This is a genomic window from Kitasatospora sp. NPDC054768 (genome assembly GCF_053612025.1).
Genome location: NZ_JBSHBN010000017.1, coordinates 1 through 24942, shown reverse-complemented (window position 1 = coordinate 24942; position 24942 = coordinate 1). Strand labels below are relative to the sequence as shown.

The following is a 24942-nucleotide window of genomic DNA, read 5'->3' as shown; positions in this document are numbered from 1 at the left end:
AGGCGGTGTTGCCTGCACACGACGCCCAACACGGTAGCGAGCCGATCGCCGCAGGTCCAGAGCGCCCCACCCCGCCCGGTCGGCCCGCCCGGTCACCCGGCCCGGTCGAGCGACCGACGTCGTCGTCGACCTCTTCGGCTACTACCCGCAACCAGTAGCCGATCGGATACCGGAGAACGGCCGAGGCCCGGTCCCCCTCTCGTGGGGGGCCGGGCCTCAGGGCGGCGTTACGGGGTGGTGGGTCAGCTCTTGGCGGCCTTCTTCACCAGGACCACCACGGCGGCGGCGATGCCGACCACCACCAGCAGCTTGATCACGATCGAGAGCAGGGCGCCGACGACGCCGAACACGAAGGCGACGATGTTCCAGGCCAGCACCAGGACCAGCACCGGGATGACGATGTTGCGCACCCAGGAGGGCAGCGACTTCCAGAGCTCAGCCATGTCGGTTCCTCTTCTCCCCTCGGGTCGGCCGCCGTCCGGTGCCGCATCCCGCTTGCTTTCGGTACTTCGATCGTACGGTGGCGCGAGTGCCGGAACGAGGCCCAACGGCCCGGAGAGAACCCCGAGATCACCCCGAGCCCGACCCCCCGGGTGACCCCCGAGAATTCGTCCGGCGGCGTACAACCCCCGGCGTTCCCAAGCGTCCAACCAGTGCCGGAAGAACGCCTGTCCGGTGCCATCGACCAGGGGGGAACCTGTCATGCGGGCCAGAACAGCCGTGTCCACCGCCGCTCTCGCGGCGCTCAACCTGACCGTGGCGGCGCTCGCCGCGGTCCCGGCGACCGCGGCACCGGCGGCCGTGACCGCCGCCGCCGACGTGACCGCACCGGCCGGGTTCGTCGGGATGTCCCCGACCCGGATCCTGGACACCCGCTCCTTCGACCAGACCCCGTCGCACGACCACTTCGGACCGCTCAAGGAAGGCGAGTACTACAGCACCCCGGTCTCGCAGCGCTGCGGCAACCACCCGCCGATGTACTGCGGTTCCGCCGTGCCGACCGACGCCACGGCCGTGGTGGTCAACCTCACCGTGACCGACCCGACCGCCGACGGCTACGTCACGCTCGCCGCCAAGGCCGGCCCGGCCGGCACCAAGCCCGCCACCTCCAGCATCAACTTCAAGGCCGGCCAGACCATCTCCAACCTGGTCACGATCGCGGTCGGTCCGGTCGGCCGGGGCGCCCCCTGGATCAACGTCTACAACAACGCGGGCACCGCCCATGTCGTGCTCGACGTGGTCGGGTACTACCGGACCGCGGCGACCGACAAGTACGGCCCGCTGACCCCGACCCGGATCGCCGACAGCCGCAGCGACGGCACCGGGCGGCTCGGCGGCGACGCGGTACGCACCTACCAGGTCGCCCGCCCCGAGCTGGGGACCGCGGACGCCACCTCGGTGGTCCTCAACGTCACCACCACGGACGGCTCCTGGGACAGCTTCCTGACCGCGTACCCGAGCGGGACGCAGCGGCCCGCCTACGGCTCGAACGTCAACTTCCCGGTGGGATCGACGGTCGCGAACCAGGTCGTGGTGCCGGTCGGCGCGGACGGGCGGATCGACGTCTACAACCGCGCCGGCTGGGTGCACGTGATCGTCGACGTCGTCGGCTACTACGGCCCGTCCGGAACGGGCCTGTTCAGCGCGCTCACGACGCCGGTCCGCAACCTCGACACCCGGATCACCGGTGGCAAGCTCCAGCAGGGGGCGACCACGGCCGTCCAGGCGGTGCCCACGGACGGCTCCGTCCCGAACGTGCTGGGTGTCGAGGCCAACATCACGATCACCGACGTGACCGACTCCGGCCACCTCACGGTGTTCCCGGGCGGGGGCCTGCCGCCGAACACCTCCACCGTCAACGTCGAACCCGGGCAGACCGTCGCCAACTCGGTGACCACCGGGGTCACCGGCGGGGGCACCTACTCGGTCTTCAACCACGGCGGCCCGGTGAACGTCGTCGCCGACCTGACCGGCTACTTCGTCACCGGCTGACCCGGCACCGCCCGCCCGTCGTCCGCCCGTCGTCCAGGTACCGTGCGGACGGCGGACGGCGGGCGGCCGCACCCGCGCGGCTTCAGACCGGCCAGCGCTCTCCGCGCCAGGCGGCGTCCCAGAACATCCACTCGTAGCGCGAGGTGGTCACGAAGTGCTCGACCACCTTGCGGCGCTCGGCCGCGGACAGCTCCTCACCGAGCCGGTCGGTGAGCGCCAGCACCCGGCGGACCACCGACTGGAAGGCCTCGTCGCCGTAGGTGGCGATCCACTTGGCGTACAGCGGGTCGGGCGAGCCCTGGGCGAGCAGCGCCTCGCCGACCCGGGCGTAGATCCAGTAGCAGGGCAGCACCGCGCCGACCGCCTCGGCGAAGGAGCCGCCGTAGACGGTGGCCAGCAGGTAGCTGGTGTAGGCCCGGGTGGTGGGCAGCACGGGCTCGGCGGCGGCCTCCTCGGCGCTGCCGCCGAAGGCGGTCAGGAACTCGGCGTGCATGCCCTGTTCGGCGGCGAGCGCGCCGACCGCGTCGTCGGCGAAGGCCCGGACGTCCTGCTCGCCGGGCGCCTTCGCGGCGCAGACGGCGAGCGCGCGGGCGTAGTCGCGCAGGTAGTGCGAGTCCTGGACGACGAAGTGGCGGAAGGCCGCGCGCGGCAGGGTGCCGTCGGTGAGCCCGGCCAGGAAGGGGTGGGCGAGGATCTCGGCGTACACCGGCTCGATGGCCGCCCAGAGTTCTTCGGTCAGCGTCTTGGTGCTCATGACGCCGACCCTAACCGGCGGGGCGCTCAGTCCTCCGGCGGGGAGAACACCACCAGGACGCGCAGTTCCTCGGTGATGTGGTGGAACCGGTGCGGGGTTCCGGCCGGCACGTACACCACCGTGCCGCGAGCGACCGTGGCGGTCTCGGCGCCGACGGTCAGCTCGGCCCGGCCGCTGATCACCTGGTAGATCTCGTCCTGGTCGTGCGCGGTCTGGGTGTCGGTGTCGCCGGGGGCGAGCGCGTACAGCCCGGCGGACATCCGCGGTTCGCGCAGGAACCGCAGGTACGCACCGTCGTTGGCCGCCCGTTCGGCGTCCAGTCCGTCCAGCCGGAAGAGCTTCACCGCCGCCGTCCTCCCTCGTTCTCGGGCCCGTCCGTCCACCTCCCGGACCAGGGGCATTCAACACCACCCCGCCGTCCGGTGGTTCCGCCGGGACGGGGGTACCTGTCAGGCTTGGGCGGCATGAAGGGTTTCGTCATCAAGACACTGATCAACGCGGCGGCCATCTGGGTCGCCGCCTGGATCGTCAGCGGCATCCAACTCGCCGAGGGCAACGCGGACTGGCAGCACAAGGCGCTGACGGTGCTCGGCGTCGCCGTCGTGTTCGGCGTGGTGAACTGGCTGATCAAGCCGGTGGTCAAGCTGTTCTCGCTCCCCCTGTTCATCCTCACGCTGGGTCTGATCACCTTCGTGATCAACGCCCTGATGCTCCTGCTCACCTCCTGGGCCTCCGGGAAGCTGAGCCTGGACTTCCACGTGACCAACTTCGTTTCCGCGCTGGTCGGTTCGCTGATCATCAGCCTGGTCTCGTGGGGCCTGCACCTGGCCCTGGACGACGACTGACCGGCGGCGCGCGGACAGCTGAGAGGGGCCCGCACCCGGGTGTTCCACCGGGTACGGGCCCCTTCGCCGTTCTCGCCGCGCGGCCTGCCGGCGCCGGACCGCTCACCCCGCGTTCTCGCGCCCCTTGAGCAGGTCGGCGAGCTGGGCGTCGATGTCCCGCCCGGTGAACTCCTGTCCCATCGGCACCAGCCGGTCGGTGCGCGCCAGGAAGGCGATCAGCGGCGCGGACGAGGCGCACAGCAGGGCGTCGCCGTCGGGGGAGCGCAGCACGATGCGGACCTCCGAGAGCTCGTCGCCGACCGGGCGGATGTGCACGTCGCCCTCGCCCGCCGGCCCGCTGATCCCGTCGAGCAGCAGCTCCCGCGCGAAGTACCAGGTGACCGGGGCGTCTCCGGGGAGGTGGAAGGTGAGCCGGACGGCGTACGGATCGTCGGCCTCGTACGCCAGGTCCACCGGGAGGCGGAAGGAGAGCTCGTGCGAGACCACGAGGTTCATCACCAGGTGACCCTGGACTGTGCTGTGCTGCATGGCGCCAGTACCTCTCGTTCTGCCCGCGCCGTCGGTCTGCTGGCCCGATGGCGGCCGGACATGTTTTCGACGGTTTTTGTGACGGTTTATGCAACCAATCCACGTTCGATCATCATCGTCCCGTTTGGGGATGTAGCGGACAAGGTGTGCTTTTTCAAATGGTGAACGAGCCGGAGCTGGTCCAGACCAAGTGGCGTCAGGAGATGAACGCCGGGCTCATCGCCCCCACCCCGCGCCGCAGTTGGCGGGCGGCGGGCCCCAGCCGGTCGGCCTGATCGACCGGGAGCGACAGGGCCATGGTGGCGACCACCGGGCCGATGGTGATCGGGACGGCCGCGCAGACCGTGCCGAGCACGTACTCCTGCCGCTCCAGCACGGGCATGGTCGGCCGCAGCGAGGCGAGCCGGCGCAGCACCGCGCTCTCACCGGTGAGGGTGGACGGGGTGAGCCCGGCCGGCGGGTGGCGGGCGAGGTGGTCACGGCGTTCCTCCTCGGGCAGTTGGCCGAGCAGGCACTGGCCGATGGCGTGCGCGTGGGCGGTGGCCCGGAAGTCCGCCCAGGGCTCGACGGCGGGCCGGCTCGGGTCCTCGACCACCTCCACCACGTGGACCTCGCCGTCCCGGTAGAGCGCGAAGTAGACGGCGGCGCCGAGTTCGTCCCGCAGGGACTGCATCCGCGTCCTCAGGTCGGGGTCGCCGGGCCGCGCGCCGGTGCGGGCTATGCCGTCGAGCGCCTCCCCGTGGAAGAAGCGCCCCTCGGAGCGCCGCAGATAGCCCTCGTGGGCCAGGGTCCGCAGCAGGTGGTAGGCGGTGCCGAGAGGCAGTCCGGCGGCCCGGGCCAGCTGCTTGGCGGTCGCTCCGTGCCGGAAGCCGCCGACCGCCTCCAGCAGCCGCAGCGCCCGCTGGACGGAGCCGATCAGGGTGGGCCCGCGGTCCGCGGCCGCCCGCCGCGACCCGGCCGCCCCGGACTCCCGCGCGATCCGGGGCTCCCGGGCGGTCCCGAACGGCCGCGTCCGCTCGGACGGCCGTGTCCGCTCGGACGGCGGCGGCTTCCCGCAGGGCTGCGTCTTCCCGAGCGGCTGCGTCTTCCCGAAAGGCTGTGCGATCCGATCCATGCCACCCAACCCCCAGCCCGAGTCCCTCGTACAGGTCCGTGCCCAGAACGGGCATGCGGAGCGAAACCTCCGATTTGCCCGATAGCTGCTCATTGCAGCACAGCGGGGCCCCGAACGGATGCACCCGACCGGGTCGGCGTTTCGACCCGTTCCCGGTGCGTTTCGCCCTGTTCCCCGGGTTTCGCCCCCGCCCCGGCGCGGGAGAATCCCGCACAACGCGCCAGTCCCGGAGGTGGCCATGGGCCCCGAGAACCGCACTCCGCCACCGCGCCCCGTCGTGAAGCGCACCGCGCGGGCGATCCTGCTGGAGCTCGACCCGGACGATCCGTACGGCCCGGCGTCGATCGTGCTGATCCGGCGGGTCCGGCCGGGCTCGCCGCACCCGTACTGGATCACCCCCGGCGGCGGGGTCGAGCGCGAGGACCGGACGGTGGTCGAGGCGCTGCACCGCGAGGTGGACGAGGAGCTCGGCGGCAAGGTCGTGGACGTGGTGCCCGCCTTCGTCGACACCATCAGCCACACCATGCCCCAGCCACCGGCCGGGGGGACCGCCGTCGACGACGGCACCCCGCCGCACCCGCACGGGGTCAAGGTGCAGCACTTCTTCGTCTGCCGGCTCACCGAGATGGACCTCAGCCGGCGGCACGGGCCCGAAGTGACCGACCCCAACGGCGAGTACGAGGTGGTCCGGCTGCCGTTCACCCGCGAGGGCGTCACCTCGGTCAACGTGGTCCCGCCCCGGCTGCGGGCGTACCTGGCGGCCAACATCGAGGGCATCCGCGCGCTCCTCGCACCCGACCTCGGGTGATCAACCCGCGGTCGGGTCGCCGACCGGGTCGTGCCGGATCCGCTCGGCCGGCACCCCGGCCCGCAGCAGTGCCCCGACGCCCGTGCGCACCATCGCGGGCGGCCCGCTGAGCACCGCCTCGCGCCCGGTCCACGGGCCGAACCGGCTCACCACCTCGGGCAGTTCGCCGGTCAGCGGCCCGCCGGGCAGCAGGCCCCCGGGCAGCAGGCCCCCGGGCAGCAGGACACCCGCCGGGGCGCCGCCGGACAGCACCGGACGGACCGTCAGCCACCGGTTCCGCGCGGCCAGTTCGCGCAGCTCGCCCAACGCGTACAGCTCCTCGGCCCGGCGGGCCCCGTAGAACACCTCGACCCGGCGGCCGGACACGCCGTGCTCGACCGCCTCCTCGACCAGGGCGCGGATCGGCGCGATGCCGGTGCCCCCGCCGAGGCAGAGCAGGTCCGCACCCGCCGCGTGGTCGACGGTCATCGAGCCGGCCGCCGGACCGAGCCGCAGCACGTCCCCGGGCGCGGCCCGGTGGACCAGCGCGTTGCTCACCCAGCCCGCCTGGACGGCCTTGACATGGAAGGTCAGCAGCCCGTCCGGGCGGGGCGCACCGGCGAAGGAGTACTGCCGCCAGACCCTCGGCCACCAGGGCGTCTCCAGAGCGGCGTACTGCCCGGCCCGGAACGGGTACGCCTGGTCCGGGCGGACGGTGATCGCCGCGACGTCCCGGGTGCGGCGCTCGTGCCGGACGATCTCGCCCTGCCACCAGGGCGGCGAGGTGCGGGCGTCCTCCTCGGCGGCCTCGATCACGGCCGAGGAGATCATCCGGTAGGCGCGGCGCCAGGCCGATTCGGCCTCGGCGCCCCAGTGGCCGCCCGCGTACCGGGCCAGCGTCGCCACCAGGCACTCCTCCACCGCGGCGTCGTGCCCGGTCAGCATGCCGTACCGACGGTGGTCACGGCCGAGCCCGGTCAGCGTGGCGCGCAGGGCCACCGGCTGGTCGATCTCGCGCACGACGGCCAGCAGGGTGCGGAACAGCCGGTCGCGGTGGACGTCCATGGCGGCGGGGAAGGAGGGGCGGAGCTCGGGGTGGCGCAGGAAGAGCAGCGCGAAGAAGTGCGCGGTGGCCCGGTCGGCGTCCGGCTCGACGGCGGCGAGGCCGGCCCGGACCAGCGCGACCTCCCGGCTGGTGAGCGGCGGTCGGCCGGCGGTCCCGTCCTGGCCGACGGCGGGGAGTCCGGCAGTGGGGAGCGCGACGGCGGGCGGTGCGGCCGGGAGCTGCCCGACGGGGGTCCGCACGCCCCAGGCCTCGCTCCACCGGTCGCCCGGCCCGGCCCAGTTGAGGCCGGGCGCGTCGGCGAACAGCGGGCGGAAGGGGGTGGGGTCCGGAGCGAGGACGGGGCCGGAACCGGGCGCGGTGCCGGAACCGAAAACGGGAACGGGGCCGGTGGCGGGCACGGCCGGGGGGTGCGGCGGCCGGGCCGGGATCACCGGCCGGACGGGCTCCAGCAGCGACACCGGCGGCAGCACCGCCGTCGGCGCCTCCGCCGCCGCCAGGGGCGGCAGGTCCGGCGGGTCCGGCGGGTCCAGGGGCGTCGGCGGCCGGACGGCGACCTCCCGCGCCACCTCCCGCGCCGGGGCCCGCCCGGACGCGCCCGCCGGCAGGCCCGGGACGGAGGCGGCCCCCGCCGAGCCGTGTCCGGTGCGGACCAGGACTGTCCCGCGGGACTTCACCGCTACGTTTCGAGTACCCAAGAAAATCGTTTCGCCTCCGGCCGGCTGCGCCACCACTCGGCTTGTCCCTACTGGCGCCAGGGCAGCGTGGCACGGCCGGAGCGCTCCTCCGACGAATCGCGCGAAGCCCGGACATCCGGGCCGGGGACGCGCTACTCTCCCCGGTCCGCGGTCGCCCTGGGTGCCCCTCCGTGCACCCAGGGCGACCGCGCCTGTCCGTTTCGGCGGCCGGGATCAGAGCTGTCGCAGCAGCATCCCCGGCTGCTCCACGCAGTCGGCGACGAACCGCAGGAAGCCGCCCGCCGTCCCGCCGTCGCAGACCCGGTGGTCGAAGGTGAACGACAGCTGGGTCACCTCGCGCACCGCCAACTCCCCCTGATGGACCCAGGGTTTGGCCACGATCCGGCCGACCCCGAGCATCGCCGCCTCCGGGTGGTTGAGGATCGGGGTGGAGCCGTCCACGCCGAACACCCCGTAGTTGTTCAACGTGAAGGTGCCGCCGGTCAGTTCGGCCGGGGTGAGCGCGCCGCCGCGCGCCGCCCCGGTCAACCGGGCCAGCTCCTCGCCGAGTTGTTCGGTGCTGCGGTTCTGCGCGTCCCGGACCACCGGGACGACCAGCCCGCGCTCGCCCTGCGCGGCGAAGCCCAGGTGCACCGCCGAATGCCGGACGATGCCCGAACCGTCCTCGGTCACGGAGGAGTTGAGCTCCGGGAAGCGCGCCAGCGCGACGGTGCAGATCCGCGCCAGCAGCGCCAGCACGCTCACCTTCGGCCCCGGCGTGGCGTTCAACTGCCTTCGCAGCGCCATGAGTTCGGTGGCATCCGCATCCACCCAGCAGGTCGCCGCCGGGATCTCCCGGTGGCTGCGGCTCAGCTTCTCGGCCACCGCCTTGCGCAGTCCGCGCAGCGGGACCACACCGTCCCGCACGGCCGGTCCGGCGGGCGCCGGAGCGGCCACCCTGGCCGCGACCGCCCGTTCGACGTCCGCACGCATGATCAGTCCGTCCGGCCCGCTCCCGGCGAGCGCGGTCAGGTCGACCCCCTGCTCCCGGGCCAGCCGCCGCACCAGCGGCGAGATCACCGGCACCACCGCGGGCCCGGTCGGCACCGCCGGAGCCCGCACGGCCACCGCACCGGCCACCGCACCCACCGCAGTACCGGCCGAAGCACCAGCAGCGGCACCGCCACCGGACACGACCGGGGCCGGCACCGCGGCCGGCCCCCCGACCCGGCGCCGGCGCCCGCCCCGGCCCGGCTCGGCGACGCCGAACCCGACCAGCGGCCGCTCCACCTCGGAGGCCGCGGGAGCGGCGACGACGCCCGGCTCGTCCGGAGCCTGCGGACCGCTCCCCGACGACGGCCCCACCGCGACCGTCACCAGCGGCGCACCCACGGCGATCTCCTCGCCCACCTCGCCGTACCGCGCGGTGACCACCCCGCCGTACGGACAGGGCACCTCCACCACGGCCTTGGCGGTCTCCACCTCCACCACCGGCTGGTCGACGGCGATCACCTCGCCGACCTCGACCATCCAGCGCACCACCTCCGCCCCGGTGAGACCCTCACCGAGGTCGGGCAGCCGGAACTCGCGCACGACGGGCATCATCCTCGGTCCTCCCACTGGAGCCGGGCGACCGCGTCCAGGATCCGGTCCACCCCGGGCAGGTGGTGGTGCTCCAGCATCGGCGGCGGGTACGGGATGTCGAAGCCGGTGACCCGCAGCACGGGCGCGGCCAGGTGGTGGAAGCAGCGCTCGGTGACCCGGGCGGCGATCTCCGCGCCGGTGCCGCCGAAGCCGCTCGCCTCGTGCACCACCACGGCCCGGCCGAGCGAGCGCACCACCCGGCAGACCGTCTCGTCGTCGAAGGGCACCAGGGTGCGCAGGTCCAGCACCGCGAGGTCCCAGCCCTCGGCCTTCGCCGTCTCGGCCGCCTCCAGGCAGACCGGCAGCGAGGGGCCGTAGGTGATCAGCACGGCGGAGGTGCCGGTGCGCCGCAGCACCGCCCGGCCGATCGGTTCGACCGGCGTCGCCGGGTCGAAGTCGGCCCTGCCCCAGTAGAGCCGCTTGGGCTCCAGGAAGACCACCGGGTCGTCGGAGGCGATCGAGGCGCGCAGCAGCCCGTACGCGTCGGCCACCGTCCCCGGCGTGACCACGTGCAGGCCGGGGGTGCTGGTGTAGTACGCCTCGGAGGCGTCGCTGTGGTGCTCGACGCCGCCGATGCCGCCGCCGTACGGGATGCGGACGGTGATCGGCAGCGGCAGCCTGCCGGCCGTGCGGTTGCGCATCTTGGCGACGTGCGAGAACAGCTGCTCCAGCGCCGGGTAGGCGAAGGCGTCGAACTGCATCTCGACGACCGGGCGCAGCCCGTACATCGCCATGCCGATCGCGGTGCCGAGGATGCCGGCCTCGGCCAGCGGGGTGTCCAGGCAGCGCTCCGGGCCGAACTCGGCGGTGAGCCCGTCGGTGATCCGGAAGACACCGCCGAGCGCGCCGACGTCCTCGCCGAGCACGTGCACCGCCGGGTCCTCGCGCATGGCGTCCCGCAGCGCGGAGTTGAGCGCCTGGGCCATGCTCGACGGGCGGACGTCGGAGGGGCGCCGCGCGGCGGCCCTGCCGAGGGTGGGCGCGGGCGACGGGTGGGAGGTGCTCACCGGTCCGCCACCTCCGCCTCGGCGGCCAGTTCTTCGGCCAACTGGGCTGCCTGCTCCCGCAGTTGCGGCGTCGGTTCGGCGAAGACGTGGGCGAACAGCGCCATCGGGTCCAGGGCCGGGTCGGTGTGGAACTCGGCCCGCATCCGGGCCGCCAGCGCCTCGGCCTCGTCGGCCGCCTCCCGCACCAGCCGGTCGTCCAGCACGCCGAGCCCGCGCAGCGCGCGCTCCATCAACAGGATCGGGTCGTGCTCGCGCCAGGCGGCCACCTCGGGCTCGGTGCGGTAGCGGGTGGCGTCGTCGGCGTTGGTGTGGGCGTCGATCCGGTAGGTCAGCGCCTCGACCAGGGTCGGGCCGCCGCCGGCCCGGGCCCGCTCGACCGCCTCGGTCAGCACCGAGTGCACGGCGGGCGCGTCGTTGCCGTCCACCAGCCGGCCCGCCATGCCGTAGCCGACGGCCTTGTGGGCCAGGCTCGGTGCGGCGGACTGGGCGCTGAGCGGGACGGAGATCGCGTAGCCGTTGTTCTGCACCAGGAAGACCACCGGGGCGCCGAGCACGGCCGCGAAGTTCAGCGCCTCGTGGAAGTCGCCCTCGCTGGTGCCGCCGTCGCCGAGCATCGCCAGCGCGACCACCGGCTCGCCGCGCAGCCGGGCGGCGTGCGCCAGCCCGACGGCGTGCGGGGCCTGGGTGGCGAGCGGGGTGCAGAGCGGGGCGGTGCGGCTGGCCCGCGGGTCGTAGCCGGTGTGGGCGTTGCCGCGCAGCAGGGTCAGCGCCTCCAGCGGGTCGACGCCCCGGGAGACCACCGCGAGGGTGTCGCGGTAGCTGGGGAAGAGCCAGTCGTGCTCGCCGAGCACCAGCGCGGCGGCGACCTGGCAGGCCTCCTGGCCGGTGGACGCCGGGTAGACGGCGAGCCTGCCCTGCTTGGTCAGGGTGGTGGCCTGCTGGTTGTAGCGGCGGCCGACGACCAGCCGGCGGTAGAGCTCGCGCAGCAGGGCCGGGTCGTACTTCTCCAGGGCCGGGGTGCCGAGCGCCCGGACGGGGGACGGGTCCGGGAGGAGGGGCGCCGGGTCGGTGCGCGGAGCGGTGGCCCCGGGCAGCCAGCCGGGCACGCTCGTGTGGTGTCTGTGGTCGAGAACGGTCATCTCGGGGCACCTCCAGGGGTGGCGGGGGCTCCCTACCGATTGTTCGGTCGTCTGTTCATCTTGACCAGAAGCGTGACAAGGTGGTGGACATTCGGCCTGTTCGGCGGTCGACTGGTGGCAGTGTGTCCAATCGGTGGGGGTGGGGGGTCATGTCTGCTGAACAGATGTCCAGACTCGATCAGGTCGACCGGTCGATCCTTCGGCTGCTGCAGCAGGACGGTCGCGCCTCCATCCGCTCGGTGGCCGAGCGGGTGCACGTGTCCCGGGCCAACGCGTACGCCCGGATCTCCAGAATGGTCGAGGACGGCATCATCCGCGGCTTCACTGCCAGGGTGGACCACGAACGGGCAGGTCAGACCGCGTCCGCGTACGTCACCCTGAAAATCGTCCAGAACTCCTGGCGGACGGTGCGCGAACGGCTGCTGGAGCTGCCCGGGGTGGCGCACATCGCGCTGGTCGGCGGGGACTTCGACGTCCTGCTGCTGGTGCACACCGCCGACAACCAGGCCCTGCGGGAGCTGGTGCTGGGCAGCATCCAGTCCATTCCCCAGGTGCTCGGCACCCGGACCATGCTGGTCTTCGAGGAGACCGACCAGGTGCCGCCGATCTGACCGGTCGGGCCGCCGATCCGACCGGCCGGCCCGCCGGTCCCACCGATCGGCCCACCTGTCGGCCCGCCGCGGCGGGCCGGGCCGGTCAGCGCGCCCGCAGCCCGTCGAAGGCCAGGTGGACCACCGCGTCCGCGACCCCGTCGGCGGCCTTGAGCCCCGGCCGGTACCACTCCACGATCGAGTTGATCATCCCGAACAGCAGCCGGGTGGCCAGCCTGGGCTCCACGTCCGCGCGCAGCGCGCCGTCCGCGACCGCCGCCCGCAGCAGCTCGGCCACCTGGTGGTCGAAGTCCCGCCGGCGCTCCAGCGCCCACTGCTCGGTGGCCGTGTTGCCGCGCACCCGCAGCAGCAGCGTCACGTACGGCAGTTCCTCCAGCAGCACCTCGGCGGTGCGCCGCACCACGTGCTCCAGCCGCTCCACCGCCGGGCCCCGGACCGCGGCCGGCTCGACCAGGATCGCGAACAGCCCGTCCAGCGCCCGCCCGACCGCCAGTCGCAGCAGTTCCTCCTTGCCGCGCACGTGGTGGTAGATGGAGGACTTGGAGATCCCGGCCGCCCGGGACAGGTCCTCCATGGAGGTGCCGTCGTAGCCGCGCTCGTTGAACACGTCGACGGTCACCGCGAGCAGTGACTCCACGGTGTAGGCGGTGCGCGTGGTGTGATCGGCCATCCTCCGAGTATCCCCGGCCGCCCCCCGCGTTACGCGATCGGGTCCGACTGGTCCACACCGGCCCGGAAAGGCAGGCCCTAGAATCTCCGGACGATCCGTCCACGTCCAGAGCACTGGGGTCCACGGCTGATGAACGCAATACCGGCAGTCGCCTCCGACATGCCAGAGCAGCGCAGCGAGGAGCCGGCGGACACCGGGCGCACCTGGCAGGAACGCGGTCGCGACCTGGTGGTCCGCTACGGACCGGCCGTCTGGTGCTACGCGGTGCTGAAGCTGATCGGCTTCACCGTCTTCATGAAGCTGCTCTCCTTCGCCGGTGACTACGCCAAGAAGCCGGCCCGGTTCGGCGGCGGCGCCAACCCCTGGGACGTGCTGGCCACCTGGGACGGCTGGTGGTACCAGCAGGTGGCGCAGTTCGGCTACCACCCGGCGCTCGTACCGATCCCCAACGGTCCGATCGGCTACACCATCGAGCAGAACTCGGCCGCCTTCTTCCCGCTCTACCCGGGCCTGATGCGGATGGTCTCGGAGGCCACCGGCCTCGGCCTGTACGGCGCCGGAATGCTGGTCTCGGTGGTGTCCTCGCTGTTCGCCGCGGCCGGCATCTACGCCGTCGTGGAGAAGCTCACCTCGGACGCGCGCTCGGGCGTGATCGCGGCCGGCATCTGGGCGATCGTCCCGGGCTCGGGAGCCGAGTGGGCCGTCTACTCGGACTCGCTGTTCGTCGCGCTGGCCGCCTGGGCCTGCTACTGCGTGATGACCAAGCAGTGGATCGCGGCCGGGGTGATCACCCTGGTCGCCGGGCTCAACCGACCCACCTCCGCGGCCCTGATCGGCGCCGTCGGCCTGGCCGCGATCGTCGAGCTGTACCGCCGGGAGAGCGGCGTCCTGCGCCCGCTGACCGCGATGGTGCTGGCCCCGGTCGGCCTGCTCGGCTACGTCGGCTGGGTGGGCTGGCGGACGGGCGAGTGGGGCGGCTACTTCCGGATCCAGCAGGACGCCTGGATGCACTACTTCGACTGGGGCCAGGGCACCTGGCACGCGATCCGCGGGGTGATGCTGGGCCGCAGCGACTACCCCTACGGCTTCCCGGTGCCGGACCTCCTCGCCACCCTGATCGTGTTCAGCCTGCCGGTGCTGATCGTGCTGCTGGTCCGGCTGCGCCCGCCGCTGGTGCTGACCGCCTACACGCTGGCCACGATCGTCTCGGTGCTCGGCAGCCTCGGCATCTTCGGCAACGTCTCGCGCTACCTGATGCCCGTGTTCCCGCTGTTCATCGCGCTGGCGGTGGCGATGCGCAAGCTGAGCCTGCCGGTGCTGGCCACCGTCCTGGGGACCGGGGCGGTCGCCTCCGGCTGGTACGCCGGGTACATCATCTTCGAGCTCGGCGTGCCGTAGACCCGGATCACCCGAGCCCACGGGGGCGCGTCCGCCATGGACGCGCCCCCTGTGCGTTCCCGCCGGATTCCCCCGCTGCACCCCCTTGAGCCGACCGATCGTTCGGTTACTCTGTGACGTGTCCCGTCCTGCTTTTCGAGGCCCTCCGAGGAGCGCACAGATGTCCGCAGCGGTCACCCACCCCCTCGTCAGCGAGCTGGTCGAGCGCCACCAGGCCACCCTGGACGCCGCGCTCACCGCCGCCACCGAGCGCGACTACTGGTCGCCCTACCCCGAGTTCCCGAAGGCCTACGGCGAGAGCGGCCCGGCGGACGGCAAGGCCGCCTTCGACGCCCTGCTCGGCAAGCCCTTCGCCCTCGACGGCCACCCCACCGACGGCGACCAGGTCGGCGGCGAGGCCTCCCCGTACGGCGTCGAGCTGGGCATCACCTACCCGCACGCCGCCCCGGACGCGCTGATCGCCGCGCTCACCGCCGCCCGCCCCGGCTGGGCCGCCGCGACCCCGCTGGAACGCGCCGCCGTCTGCCTGGAGATCCTGCACCGGATCAACGCCCGCTCCCACGAGTTCGCCCAGGCCGTCATGCACACCACCGGCCAGGCCTACGGCATGGCCTTCCAGGCCGGCGGCCCGCACGCCCAGGACCGCGGCCTGGAGGCCGTCGCCTACGCCTACGCCGAGCAGACCCGGCTGCCCCGGCAGGCCGCCTGGACCAAGCCGCAGGGCAAGCGCGACCCGCTGGTGATGACCAAGGAGTTCACCGTCGTCCCACGCGGCCTCGCGCTGCTGATCGGCTGCAACACCTTCCCCACCTGGAACGGCTACCCGGGCCTGTTCGCCTCGCTGGCCACCGGCAACCCGGTGCTGGTCAAGCCGCACCCGCGGGCCGTGCTGCCGCTCGCGCTGACCGTGCGGATCGCCCGCGAGGTGCTCGCCGAGGCCGGCTTCGACGCCGATCTGGTCTGCCTGGCCGCCGAGCACGAGGGCGGCACCGTCGCCCAGGCGCTCGCCGTCCACCCGGCGATCAAGCTGATCGACTACACCGGCTCCACCGCCTTCGGCGACTGGCTGGAGGAGCACGCCAAGCAGGCGCAGGTGTACACCGAGAAGGCCGGCGTCAACGCGGTGGTGATCGACTCCACCGACGACTACAAGGGCATGCTGGGCAACCTGGCCTTCGCGCTCTCGCTCTACAGCGGCCAGATGTGCACCACCCCGCAGAACGTGCTGATCCCGCGCGGCGGCATCGCCACCGACCAGGGCGACAAGTCCTACGACCAGGTGGTCTCCGACCTGGCCGGCGCCATCGAGGGCCTGCTGTCCGACGACGCCCGCGCCGCGGCGATCCTCGGCGCCGTGGTCAACCCCGGGGTGCTCCAGCGCTCGGCCGCCGCGGCCGGCGGCGAGTACGGCGAACTCGCCCTCGCCCCGCGCGCGGTGACCTCGCCGGACTTCCCCGGCGCGACCGTCCGCACCCCCGCGCTGGTCAAGCTGGACGCCGACAAGCCGGACGACCGCGCGGTCTTCCGCAGCGAGTGCTTCGGCCCGGTCTCCTTCGCCGTCGCCGTCGAATCCACCGCCGCCGCCGTCGAGTTGCTGCGCACCACGGTCCGCGAGAAGGGCGCCATGACCGCCTCCGGCTACACCACCTCGCCCGCGGTGGAGGCGCTGCTGGTCGAGGCCGCGCTGGACTCCGGCGTCTCGCTCTCGCTCAACCTCACCGGCGGGGTCTACCCCAACCAGACCGCCGCCTTCTCCGACCTGCACGGCACCGGCGCCAACCCGGCCGCCAACGCGGCCTACTGCGACGGCGCGTTCGTCGCCAACCGGTTCCGCACGGTGGAGATCCGCCGGCACGCCTGAGCCGTTCGACGAGTACCCGGATCCCGGCGGTCACCCACCGCCGGGACCCGGCGGTTCACAGCCCCGACGGCGCCCGCGATGATGGAGGCTGGGAGAACGCCGGGAACGGCGTCCGACCGCCCTCCGAGGAACGGGAGCTGAATACATGGCCGTGAAGCCGACGACCGAAACCGACGTCCTGATCGTCGGCGCCGGACCGACCGGACTGCTGCTGGCCGGCGACCTCGCCGCCGCCGGGGTCGGCGTCACGGTGCTGGAGAAGCGGGCCGCCGAGTCCAACCTCACCCGGGCCTTCGCCGTGCACGCCCGCAGCCTGGAGCTGCTGGACGCCCGGGGCCTGGCCGAGGAGCTGATCGCCACCGGCCGTCCGCTCGCCGAACTGAGGATGTTCGACCGCTTCGGCATCGACCTCGGCTCGCTGCCCACCCGCTTCCCGTTCGTCCTGATCACCCCGCAGTACCACGTCGAGCGGGTGCTGCTGGAGCGCGCGGAGCACGCCGGCGCGACCGTGCTGCGCGGCGCCGAGGTCACCGGGCTGCACCAGGACGCCGAGGGCGTGACGCTGGAGACCCGGGACGGGCACAGCCACCGCGCCGCGTACGCGGTCGCCACCGACGGCGCCCACTCCACCGTCCGCGACCTGCTGGGCATCCCGTTCCCCGGGGAGTCCGTGGTCGACTCGGTGGTGCTGGCCGACGTCCGGCTGGACCGCGAGCCCGCCCAGGCGATCACCGTCGGCGCCAACCAGGCCGGCTTCGCCTTCATCGCCCCGTTCGGCGACGGCTGGTTCCGGATCATCGCCTGGGACCGCGAGGAGCGGTACCCGGACGGCACCACCCCCACCACCGAGCAGCTCACCGACCTCACCCGGGCCATCCTCGGCGAGGACTACGGCCTGCACGAGGTGCGCTGGAGCTCCACCTTCCACAGCGACGAGCGACAGGCCCCCAACTACCGCTCCGGCCGGGTCTTCCTGGCCGGCGACGCCGCGCACTGCCACTCCCCGGCCGGCGGCCAGGGCATGAACACCGGCCTCCAGGACGCCGCCAACCTGTCCTGGAAGCTCGCCGCCGCGCTCCGGGGCCACGCCACCGACGCCCTGCTGGACACCTACCAGACCGAGCGGCACCCGGTCGGCCGGACGGTGCTGCGCACCTCCGGCGCGCTGATCCGGCTGGCGCTCGCCGAGTCCGCCCCCACCCGCGCCCTGCGCGGGGCGCTGACCGCGCTGGGCGGCCACCTCGACCCGGTCACCGAGCGCGGCGCCAGGCTGGTCTCCGGCATCGGCATCTCCTACCCCGCCCCCAAGGACGCCCACCCGCAGGTCGGCAAGCGCGTCCCGGACCTGCGGCTGACCGCCCTGAGCAAGCCCGTCGAGGGCGCCCCCGCCGCCCCGGAGCGGCTCTACGAGGCGCTGCGCGCCGGGAAGTTCGTCCTGGTCAGCAATGACGAGCTGGCCGCCGCCGAGCCCTGGACCGACCGCGTGGTCTGCGCCGCCCCCGCCGACCCGCACGGCAAGCTGCGCGACACCGTCCTGCTGATCCGCCCGGACGGCTACGTCGCCTGGGGCGCCGTCGACCCCGGCCAGGGCGAGCTCCGCGCCGCCCTCACCGACTGGCTGGGCACTCCGGCCTGACCGTCCTGCGGGCGGGCGCGCGATGAGCCGCGGGCCCGCCCGCACTGCTCCGGCCCGCCCGCCGGCCCGCCGGTCAGCCCGTCAGCCCGCCGGTCAGCCCCGGGCCTTCACATAGTGCCGCGCCGCCTTCGCCCGGTTCCCGCACACCGCCATCCGGCACCACCGCCGGCGGCCGTTCTGCGAGGCGTCGAAGAAGTGCAGGATGCACGCCTCGTGCGCGCACTGCCTGACCCGGTGGGCCCCCTCGCCGAGCAGCGCGAGGAAGCCGTCCGCCGCCAGCCAGGGCGCCAGCCACTGCGAACCGTCGGCCTCGATCCGGTCCTCGGCCCCGCCCGGTGCCGCCGTGCGCCGGATCCGGCCGCGCGCCAGCACCGCGTCCAGTCCGTCCCGCGCCGCGGCGCCCAACTCGCCGTGCTCGCGGACGTCCCGGGCGGCCGACAGGATCGCCTCGCGGGTCTGCCGGATCGCCGCCAGGCCCTCCTCGTCCGCCGCGCAGCGTCCGCCCAGCCCGGCGGAGGAGAGCCAGATCGCGTACCCCTCGACATCGGTGAGCAGGTCGTTGACGGGCGTTCCGGCCCAGCGGGTGTTGAGCAGGTCGAGCGCGAGCGGCTCGCCGATCAGCGGTCGCGGGTCCCTCGGGTCGGGCTGCGCATCGGTCATGGCTCTCCCTCGGCTCGGTCCGATTCTACGTCCGCCCCCCTCGGCCGAACCGGGCCGGACCGGCCCCGGAATCCCGGCCATTCACTGTATGGAACCGCCGAGTTTCCCACTCTCCACAGTTGACTGTTTTTTAGCAACGAATTGCCCGGCCATGAGCCAATTCGCACACGGGTTCTGTCATGTTCGAGCCAGCGTTCTCGACCCCCTGAACGCCTGGCCCCGGGCCGGCCCCCACAGCCGGCCAGAGGAGGATCCGTTGCGTCCCCGCTCCCTTGCCCTCGCCGCGGCGATAGCCGTGCTGCCGCTGACCGCCGTCTCGCTCGGTGTCTCCACCGCGCAGGCCGCCACGCCCAACGCCACCCCGCGCGTCGCCCTGCCGAACACCGTGAACCCCGCGGTGGCCCACTCGGAGAAGAAGGGTGACGTTCCGGCCGCGCAGCAGATCGCGGTGTCCGTCAGCCTGAAGCTGCGCGACACGGACGCCCTGGACCGCTTCCTCGCCGCCGTCGCCACCCCGGGCACCCCGGAGTACGGCCACTACCTGACGCCGGAGCAGTTCACCGCGCGGTTCGGCCCGACCCAGGCCGCCGTCGACCAGGTCAGGACGTACCTGGCACAGCAGGGCCTGACCGTCGGCGACGTGAGCGCCAACCGCCAGGTGGTCAACGCCCACGGCACCGCCGCCCAGGTCTCCCAGGCCTTCGGCACCCACGAGAGCTCGTACCTGGACCCGCAGCTGCAGCGCGCCTTCTTCGCCAACGACGCCGCGGCCTCGATCCCCTCCGACCTGGCCGCCGTGGTCCAGGGCATCAGCGGCCTGGACAACCACGCGGTGCGCAAGAACCGCATCGCCACGCCGAACGCGGTCACCCCGAACGCGGCGAGCGCCACCCCGAGCGGCATGGCCCCGGCCCAGTACACCGGCGCGTACAACCTCAACAAGACCGGCGCGGACGGCACCGGCACCACGGTCGCGCTGTGGGAGTTCGACGGCTACAAGTCCTCGAACCTGACCACCTACGACTCCCAGTACGGCCTGTCCGGCCCGGCCGTCTCCACCGTCTCGGTGGACGGCGCCAACTACGACTCCGCCCCCGGCCAGGGCCAGGGCGAGGTCGAGCTGGACAGCGAGATCGTCCGCGGCGCGGCGCCCAAGGCCACCCAGCTGGTCTACGAGGCGCCCAACAGCGACCAGGGCGAGATCGACATGGCCAACAAGATCGTGACCGACAACAAGGTCTCGGTGGTCTCGATCTCCTGGGGCTCCTGCGAGCCGGACACCACCGCCTCCTCGATGACCGCGGTCGACAACGCCTTCAAGCAGGCCGCCGCCCAGGGCATCTCGATCTTCTCCGCCTCCGGCGACGACGGCTCCCGCGACTGCACCCGCTCCACCAGCGGCTCCTCCGTCAAGGCGGTCGACTTCCCGGCCTCCAGCCCGCACCAGACCGGCGTCGGCGGCACCAACCTCAAGGTCTCCAGCGGCAACGCCTACTCCTCGGAGAGCGCCTGGAGCACCGCCGGCGGCGGCGTCTCCACCGTGTTCGCCAAGCCGAGCTGGCAGACCGGCACCGGTGTCAGCGGCACCATGCGCACCGTCCCGGACGTCTCCTCCAACGCCGACCCGGCCAGCGGCTTCGCGATCTACACCGCCGGCGGCTGGCAGGTCTACGGCGGCACCAGCGCCGCCGCGCCGCTCTGGTCCGGCTACGCGGCCCAGTTCAACCAGAAGGCCAAGACCGCCGGGCAGCCGGTCCTGGGCGAGGCGAGCCCGCGGCTGTACTCGGTCGCGAACAGCAGCGCCTACGGCAGCACCTTCCACGACGTGACCACCGGCGCCAACCAGGACTTCTCCGCGAAGGCCGGCTACGACCAGGTCACCGGCTGGGGCTCCCCGGTCGCCGACGCGCTGACCACCGCCCTGCTCGGCGGCGGCACCACCCCGCCGTCCGGCGGCTGCACCGCCGCCCAGCTCGTCACCAACGGCGGCTTCGAGACCGGTACCGCCTCCCCGTGGACCACCTCCAGCGGCGTGGTCGACAACAGCTCCTCCCAGGCGGCCCACTCGGGCAGCTGGAAGGCCTGGATGAACGGCTACGGCTCGGCCCACACCGACACCATGTCGCAGACCGTCTCGATCCCGGCCGGCTGCGCCTCCGCCAAGCTGACCTTCTGGCTGCACATCGACACCGCGGAGACCGGCACCACCGCGTACGACAAGCTGACCGTCCAGGCCAACAGCACCACGCTGGCGACCTACTCCAACGCGAACGCCGCCGCGGGCTACGTCCAGCGCACCCTGGACCTGACCTCCTTCGCCGGCCAGACCGTGACCATCAAGTTCACCGGCACCGAGGACTCGTCGCAGCAGACCAGCTTCGTGATCGACGACGTCGCGCTGAACGTGAGCTGATCACCGACCGGTAGCACCACCGAACCCCCGCCGGGGCGGAGCCGTCAGGGCCCGCCCCGGCGGTGTCCGTCCGGGCCCGCCCACGGCGGTGTGCGGGCCCAGGTCGGCGGCTCGTGTTTCCGGACTGTTTCAAGATCGCTAACCCTTCGGTCCACCTGCCGTGACCACTGTCATACGCACGACTGATGACGTAGCCTCTCGACCGTGCATAGGGTTCCCCAAAGCTCGGTGAAGCCGCTGGCGGCGCGCCCCGGCGCCGGCCCGGTCCCGCCGAACTCACCTGGTGGGGAGGGTCACCGCATGGCCGCACAGCAACCACAGGACGCCGCGCGACTGCGGCTGGTCGGGTCGCACACGGAGCGCCCCGGACCGGCTCCCGCCGGCGCCCCCGCACCACCGCCCGGCCGGCTCGCCCCGGTCGGCGGCTTCGCGGACACCCTGCACCTGGCCATCGAGGCCAGCGGCCTCAGCCTGGACCGCATCCGCGCCGCCCTCGCCGGACGGGGCGTCAGGGTCAGTGTCACGACCCTGAGTTACTGGCGGCGCGGCCGCAGCCAGCCCGAACGGGCCAGCTCGCTGCGCGCCGTCCACCTGCTGGAGGAACTGCTCGGCCTGCCGCACAGCGCGCTCTCCTCCCTGCTCGGCCCGCCGCGCCCGCGCGGCCGCTGGGCCGCCGCGGCCAACACCTGCCACCTCGGGCTGGAGGACGTCTGGCCGGGCGAGCAGGAGATCGCCAACATCTTCGCCGAGCTGAACGCCCCGCCGGCCGGCGAGCTGGAGCGGCTGAGCATCCACGACTCCTACTACGTGGACGCCGAGCGGCGCGGCAACCTGCTGCGGATGCGCCAGGTGGTGCGCGCCACGGTCGGCGGCGTCGGCCGCTGCCTGGTGGTGCACATGGCCGACGAGGAGGCGGCCGGCTGCCCGGAGATCACCTCGGTGCGGCACGGCCGGCTGGGCCGGGTGCGCCGCCGCCCCGAGGCCGGGCTGATCGTCGCCGAGCTGATGCTGGACCGCCCGCTCGGCCTCGGCGACAGCACGGTCTTCGAGTACGAGGTGGAGATCCCGCCCGGCGGCCCGACCATGGAGTACAGCCGCCGCTTCGCCAGCCCGGTGCGCGAGTACGTGCTCCAGGTGCACTTCGACCCGGCGGCCGTCCCCGCGCACTGCGAGCGCTACGACCGCGAGCCCGGCGCCGACGTCGACCACCGCCGCGAACAGCTGTGGATCGGCGCCTCGGCGAGCGCCCACGTCCTGGCCCCGGACCAGCAGCCGGGCCACATCGGCATCCGCTGGGAGTGGGCCTAGCCAGGGGCCGGGCCCTTCCCCCTTCCGAGCCCCGTCGGGACCGTCAGGCCCGGCGGGGCTTTCGCGTGCCCCCCGCAAAACCTAACCGCTCCAGTGCCGTTCACTGGTTGACGCTGCATCATCTAACTCCTACTCTCATGAGTACCGGTTAGGCGGCAGCCTCGCCGGACGCCGAAGCCTCCGGGAGTGACCAGGCATGTCCGCCACCACCCAGCTCCGCACCCTGCAGACCGGCCACGTGGGACTGAACGTCACCGACCTGGCCCGCTCGCTCGACTTCTACCGCGCCGTGTTCGGCCTGGAGGTCACCGCCGAAGGCACCGACCCCGAACGCCGCTACGCCCTGCTCGGCCGCGACGGCCGCCTGGTGGTGACGCTCTGGCAGCAGAGCGCGGGCACCTTCGCCACCACCGGCCCCGGCCTGCACCACCTCTCCTTCGAGGTCGAGAGCCTCGACGAGGTCCGCGCCACCGAACGGCTGCTGCGCGGGCTCGGCGCGGAGTTCGCCTACGACGGCGTCGTCCCGCACAGCGAGGGCTCGGCCTCCGGCGGCATCTTCTTCACCGACCCGGACGGCATCCGGCTGGAGGTCTACACCCGCACCGGTGTGGACGGGACCGAGGCCGAAGCCCCCACTGCCAACGCCCCGACCTGCGGCTTCTTCTAGAACGCGTCCCGACCACCGCCAGGGAGCCGACCATGACCACCAGCACGCCGTACCACCCCGGCGAGCGGACCGTCCAGGCCCGGGCCGACCGGACCGGACGGGCCGACCACGCCGGCCGGTCGATCCGCCGCACCGTCCCGACGGTCGCCGCCCGCTTCCTGACCGAGCGCCGGATGCTGGTCGTCGGCGCCGCCGACCGGGACGGCCGGGTCTGGGCCACCCAGCTGGCCGGCCCGGCCGGCTTCCTCTCCGCCCCGGACGAACACACCCTGGCCGTCGCCGCCCTCCCGTCCGGGGCCGACCCGCTGGCCGGGGCGCTGGACCGCCCGGCCCGGGTCGGCACCATCGCACTGGACCCGGCCGGCCGGCGCCGGATGCGGCTCAACGGGCGTTCCGTCCCGGACGGCCGGGGCGGGCTGCTGGTGCACGCCGAGGAGGTGGTCGCCAACTGCCCGAAGTACATCCAGCGCCGCACCCCGACGGACCGCCCGGCCGCCGGCCCGCCCCGCACGGTCGCCACCGGTCCGGCGCTGACCACCGCGCAGCGCCTGGCGGCGGCCACCGCGGACACCTTCTTCATCGCCAGCACCGGCCCGGACGGCAGCGTGGACGCCTCCCACCGCGGTGGCCTCCCCGGCTTCCTGCGACCGGTGGCACCGGACCGGCTGCGCTGGCCGGAGTACCCGGGCAACAGCATGTTCCTGACGCTCGGGAACCTGGAGCTGGACCCGCGCGCCGGCCTGCTGCTGCCCGACTGGGAGACCGGCGGGGCGCTGCTGGTGACCGGCGAGGCCCGCGCCGACTGGTCCGAGGAGGCCCGGCAGGGCGTCCCGGGCGCCGAACGGATGGTCGAACTGACCGTCACCGGCGTCGTCGAACTGGCCGACGCCACCCCCCTGACCTGGAGCGACCCCGAGTACTCGGCCGCCATTCCGCGCTGACCACGGCTCACCTCTCCTAGGCCATCCCACCGATCGACGCCACGCCCGGGAGCCGAACGGGTCTCACCCGTTCGGCCTAACCCACCGTGACTCATCCCGCCCGCTTTGGGACTTTGGTCCGGATAACACGCGGAATAGTCCGGGAAAGAGGCGGAGCATGACCCTGACCGACCCCCTGTCCCCGCTCATCGAGTTCGACGACGTCGAACCGGCGGAGGACTGCATATGCGGGGGCTGCAACGCCCGCCGACGCGCACGGCTGCACGCCGCGCCGGTCCACGAGGGCGGCCACGCCGCCGCCCGCAGCGTCCGCCGCCGGGCCGCCGTCCTGATGGCCGCCGTGGGCACCGCGATAGGCGGCGGAACGGCCGCCGCCGGCTCCGCCACCGCGGCCCCCGCGCCCGGCCCCACCCCGGGCGGCAGCAGCAACGCCCGGTCACAGACCCCCCAGGGCGAGGTCAGCGGCCTCTACGGCCAGGCCCCCGGCGCCCGCACCTTCGCCGCCCCGCGCGCCGCCGCCGCGCCGCTCACCCGGGCCCAGATCATCCAGCGCGCCCAGACCTGGGTCGACCAGGGCGTGCCGTACAGCATGAGCCGCTACTGGTCGGACGGCTACCGCCAGGACTGCTCCGGCTTCGTCTCGATGGCCTGGGGCCTGGGCAGCAGTCAGACCACCTGGACACTGCCCGACTTCGCCGAGCGGATCGGCAAGAACGACCTCCAGCCCGGCGACGTCCTCATCTACAACAACCCGGCCAACCCCCAGGCCGGCTCGCACGTGACAATCTTCGGCGGCTGGACCGACTCCTCCCGCACCACGTACGTCGCCTACGAGCAGACCGGCCCCGCCACCAAGAAGCGCTCCACCCCGTACGCGTACTGGAACAACTCCGGCGGCTACGTCCCGTACCGCTACACCGGCCTGTCCGCCGGCGGCAACGGCGGCGGCACCTCCTCGACCGCCTTCCCCGGCACCGCCAAGTTCGGCCCCGGCGCCAACAACGCGTACGTCACCGAGCTCGGCCAACTGCTGGTGCGGCGCGGCGGCGCCGCGTTCTACTCCGAGGGCCCCGGCCCGCGCTGGGGCGAGGCCGACCGCAGGGCCACCCAGGCCTTCCAGCAGGCCCAGGGCTGGCGCGGCAACGAGGCCGACGGCATCCCCGGCAAGGACACCTGGGACTACCTGGTCAACGGCAAGGGCCGCGACATCGGCGGCGGGGGCGGCAC

General features: G+C 73.5%; 23 protein-coding genes. 12 read left to right on the top strand and 11 right to left on the bottom strand.

Translation table 11 applies throughout. The features are described from left to right. Nucleotides 1-242: 242 nt before the first annotated feature. A complete protein-coding gene (locus ACWGKU_RS07635; RefSeq protein WP_049653234.1) occupies nucleotides 243-443 on the bottom strand; it encodes a DUF5326 family protein in 201 nt (66 codons plus the stop codon). Between the two features lie 259 nt (nucleotides 444-702). Here ACWGKU_RS07635 and ACWGKU_RS07630 point away from each other — a divergent pair, with 259 nt between their 5' ends. Further along, nucleotides 703-1992, top strand: coding sequence for a hypothetical protein (locus tag ACWGKU_RS07630; protein ID WP_452178382.1), 1290 nt, complete (start codon nucleotides 703-705; stop codon nucleotides 1990-1992). Nucleotides 1993-2074: 82 nt separating this feature from the next. On the opposite strand, the gene tenA is transcribed toward ACWGKU_RS07630, so the two are convergent. Both tenA and ACWGKU_RS07620 read right to left on the bottom strand, forming a co-directional pair. Then, nucleotides 2075-2746 carry a thiaminase II gene (gene tenA, locus ACWGKU_RS07625; RefSeq protein ID WP_387694022.1) on the bottom strand — a complete coding sequence of 224 codons (672 nt, stop codon included), beginning with the start codon at nucleotides 2744-2746 and terminating at the stop codon, nucleotides 2075-2077. 26 nt (nucleotides 2747-2772) lie between these two features. After that, nucleotides 2773-3090 carry a cupin domain-containing protein gene (locus tag ACWGKU_RS07620; protein WP_401047999.1) on the bottom strand — a complete coding sequence of 106 codons (318 nt, stop codon included), beginning with the start codon at nucleotides 3088-3090 and terminating at the stop codon, nucleotides 2773-2775. 120 nt (nucleotides 3091-3210) lie between these two features. Here ACWGKU_RS07620 and ACWGKU_RS07615 point away from each other — a divergent pair, with 120 nt between their 5' ends. Next, complete coding sequence (locus tag ACWGKU_RS07615; RefSeq protein ID WP_359905187.1) at nucleotides 3211-3591, top strand: phage holin family protein; 381 nt, start codon at nucleotides 3211-3213, stop codon at nucleotides 3589-3591. Between the two features lie 102 nt (nucleotides 3592-3693). Here ACWGKU_RS07615 and ACWGKU_RS07610 read toward each other — a convergent pair whose 3' ends face one another. Both ACWGKU_RS07610 and ACWGKU_RS07605 read right to left on the bottom strand, forming a co-directional pair. Next, nucleotides 3694-4119: an SsgA family sporulation/cell division regulator gene (locus ACWGKU_RS07610; protein ID WP_359905190.1), complete on the bottom strand. Its 426-nt coding sequence runs from the start codon at nucleotides 4117-4119 to the stop codon at nucleotides 3694-3696. A gap of 196 nt (nucleotides 4120-4315) precedes the next feature. Then, a complete protein-coding gene (locus tag ACWGKU_RS07605; protein ID WP_452178381.1) occupies nucleotides 4316-5233 on the bottom strand; it encodes an IclR family transcriptional regulator in 918 nt (305 codons plus the stop codon). Nucleotides 5234-5471: 238 nt separating this feature from the next. Here ACWGKU_RS07605 and ACWGKU_RS07600 point away from each other — a divergent pair, with 238 nt between their 5' ends. Then, the gene (locus ACWGKU_RS07600; RefSeq protein ID WP_452178380.1) at nucleotides 5472-6041 is read left to right on the top strand and encodes an NUDIX domain-containing protein; all 570 of its coding nucleotides are present in this window, start codon (nucleotides 5472-5474) and stop codon (nucleotides 6039-6041) included. On the opposite strand, the gene ACWGKU_RS07595 is transcribed toward ACWGKU_RS07600, so the two are convergent. The 4 genes from ACWGKU_RS07595 to ACWGKU_RS07580 all read right to left on the bottom strand — a co-directional run bounded on the left by ACWGKU_RS07595 (nucleotide 6042) and on the right by ACWGKU_RS07580 (nucleotide 11550). Then, a complete protein-coding gene (locus ACWGKU_RS07595; protein ID WP_452178379.1) occupies nucleotides 6042-7760 on the bottom strand; it encodes a globin domain-containing protein in 1719 nt (572 codons plus the stop codon). A 234-nt stretch (nucleotides 7761-7994) separates the two neighbouring features. Then, nucleotides 7995-9362 carry a dihydrolipoamide acetyltransferase family protein gene (locus tag ACWGKU_RS07590; RefSeq protein WP_452178409.1) on the bottom strand — a complete coding sequence of 456 codons (1368 nt, stop codon included), beginning with the start codon at nucleotides 9360-9362 and terminating at the stop codon, nucleotides 7995-7997. Beyond that, nucleotides 9362-10330 (bottom strand): alpha-ketoacid dehydrogenase subunit beta, encoded by a 969-nt coding sequence (locus ACWGKU_RS07585; protein ID WP_380545877.1) that lies wholly within the window; start codon nucleotides 10328-10330, stop codon nucleotides 9362-9364. The genes ACWGKU_RS07590 and ACWGKU_RS07585 overlap by 1 nt, the downstream gene beginning before the upstream one ends. A gap of 77 nt (nucleotides 10331-10407) precedes the next feature. Then, nucleotides 10408-11550, bottom strand: a complete 1143-nt coding sequence (locus ACWGKU_RS07580) for a thiamine pyrophosphate-dependent dehydrogenase E1 component subunit alpha (protein WP_452178378.1) — start codon at nucleotides 11548-11550, stop codon at nucleotides 10408-10410. 164 nt (nucleotides 11551-11714) lie between these two features. Between ACWGKU_RS07580 and ACWGKU_RS07575 the strand changes: the two genes are divergently transcribed. Beyond that, nucleotides 11715-12161, top strand: a complete 447-nt coding sequence (locus ACWGKU_RS07575) for an Lrp/AsnC family transcriptional regulator (RefSeq protein ID WP_359905204.1) — start codon at nucleotides 11715-11717, stop codon at nucleotides 12159-12161. Between the two features lie 85 nt (nucleotides 12162-12246). Here the strand turns inward: ACWGKU_RS07575 and ACWGKU_RS07570 are convergent, their stop codons facing one another. Further along, nucleotides 12247-12831 (bottom strand): TetR/AcrR family transcriptional regulator, encoded by a 585-nt coding sequence (locus ACWGKU_RS07570; protein ID WP_359905207.1) that lies wholly within the window; start codon nucleotides 12829-12831, stop codon nucleotides 12247-12249. A 159-nt stretch (nucleotides 12832-12990) separates the two neighbouring features. Between ACWGKU_RS07570 and ACWGKU_RS07565 the strand changes: the two genes are divergently transcribed. The 3 genes from ACWGKU_RS07565 to ACWGKU_RS07555 all read left to right on the top strand — a co-directional run bounded on the left by ACWGKU_RS07565 (nucleotide 12991) and on the right by ACWGKU_RS07555 (nucleotide 17726). After that, nucleotides 12991-14229, top strand: coding sequence for a hypothetical protein (locus ACWGKU_RS07565; protein ID WP_401050875.1), 1239 nt, complete (start codon nucleotides 12991-12993; stop codon nucleotides 14227-14229). A gap of 160 nt (nucleotides 14230-14389) precedes the next feature. After that, nucleotides 14390-16090, top strand: coding sequence for a phenylacetic acid degradation protein PaaN (paaN, locus tag ACWGKU_RS07560; RefSeq protein WP_401050877.1), 1701 nt, complete (start codon nucleotides 14390-14392; stop codon nucleotides 16088-16090). A gap of 145 nt (nucleotides 16091-16235) precedes the next feature. After that, nucleotides 16236-17726 carry an FAD-dependent monooxygenase gene (locus tag ACWGKU_RS07555; RefSeq protein WP_401050879.1) on the top strand — a complete coding sequence of 497 codons (1491 nt, stop codon included), beginning with the start codon at nucleotides 16236-16238 and terminating at the stop codon, nucleotides 17724-17726. Nucleotides 17727-17819: 93 nt separating this feature from the next. On the opposite strand, the gene ACWGKU_RS07550 is transcribed toward ACWGKU_RS07555, so the two are convergent. Continuing rightward, the gene (locus tag ACWGKU_RS07550) at nucleotides 17820-18386 is read right to left on the bottom strand and encodes a CGNR zinc finger domain-containing protein (RefSeq protein WP_452178377.1); all 567 of its coding nucleotides are present in this window, start codon (nucleotides 18384-18386) and stop codon (nucleotides 17820-17822) included. Nucleotides 18387-18642: 256 nt separating this feature from the next. Here ACWGKU_RS07550 and ACWGKU_RS07545 point away from each other — a divergent pair, with 256 nt between their 5' ends. From ACWGKU_RS07545 to ACWGKU_RS07525, 5 genes are all read left to right on the top strand, one after another. Continuing rightward, nucleotides 18643-20799: a protease pro-enzyme activation domain-containing protein gene (locus tag ACWGKU_RS07545; RefSeq protein WP_452178376.1), complete on the top strand. Its 2157-nt coding sequence runs from the start codon at nucleotides 18643-18645 to the stop codon at nucleotides 20797-20799. Nucleotides 20800-21099: 300 nt separating this feature from the next. Continuing rightward, on the top strand, nucleotides 21100-22107 hold the full coding sequence (locus ACWGKU_RS07540; RefSeq protein ID WP_387694032.1) for an XRE family transcriptional regulator: 1008 nt from the start codon (nucleotides 21100-21102) through the stop codon (nucleotides 22105-22107). A gap of 196 nt (nucleotides 22108-22303) precedes the next feature. Next, the gene (locus tag ACWGKU_RS07535; protein ID WP_452178375.1) at nucleotides 22304-22774 is read left to right on the top strand and encodes a VOC family protein; all 471 of its coding nucleotides are present in this window, start codon (nucleotides 22304-22306) and stop codon (nucleotides 22772-22774) included. 32 nt (nucleotides 22775-22806) lie between these two features. Then, a complete protein-coding gene (locus ACWGKU_RS07530) occupies nucleotides 22807-23715 on the top strand; it encodes a pyridoxamine 5'-phosphate oxidase family protein (RefSeq protein WP_401050737.1) in 909 nt (302 codons plus the stop codon). Between the two features lie 157 nt (nucleotides 23716-23872). After that, on the top strand, nucleotides 23873-24942 hold a 1070-nt coding region (locus ACWGKU_RS07525), incomplete at its 3' end, for a peptidoglycan-binding protein (RefSeq protein WP_452191381.1).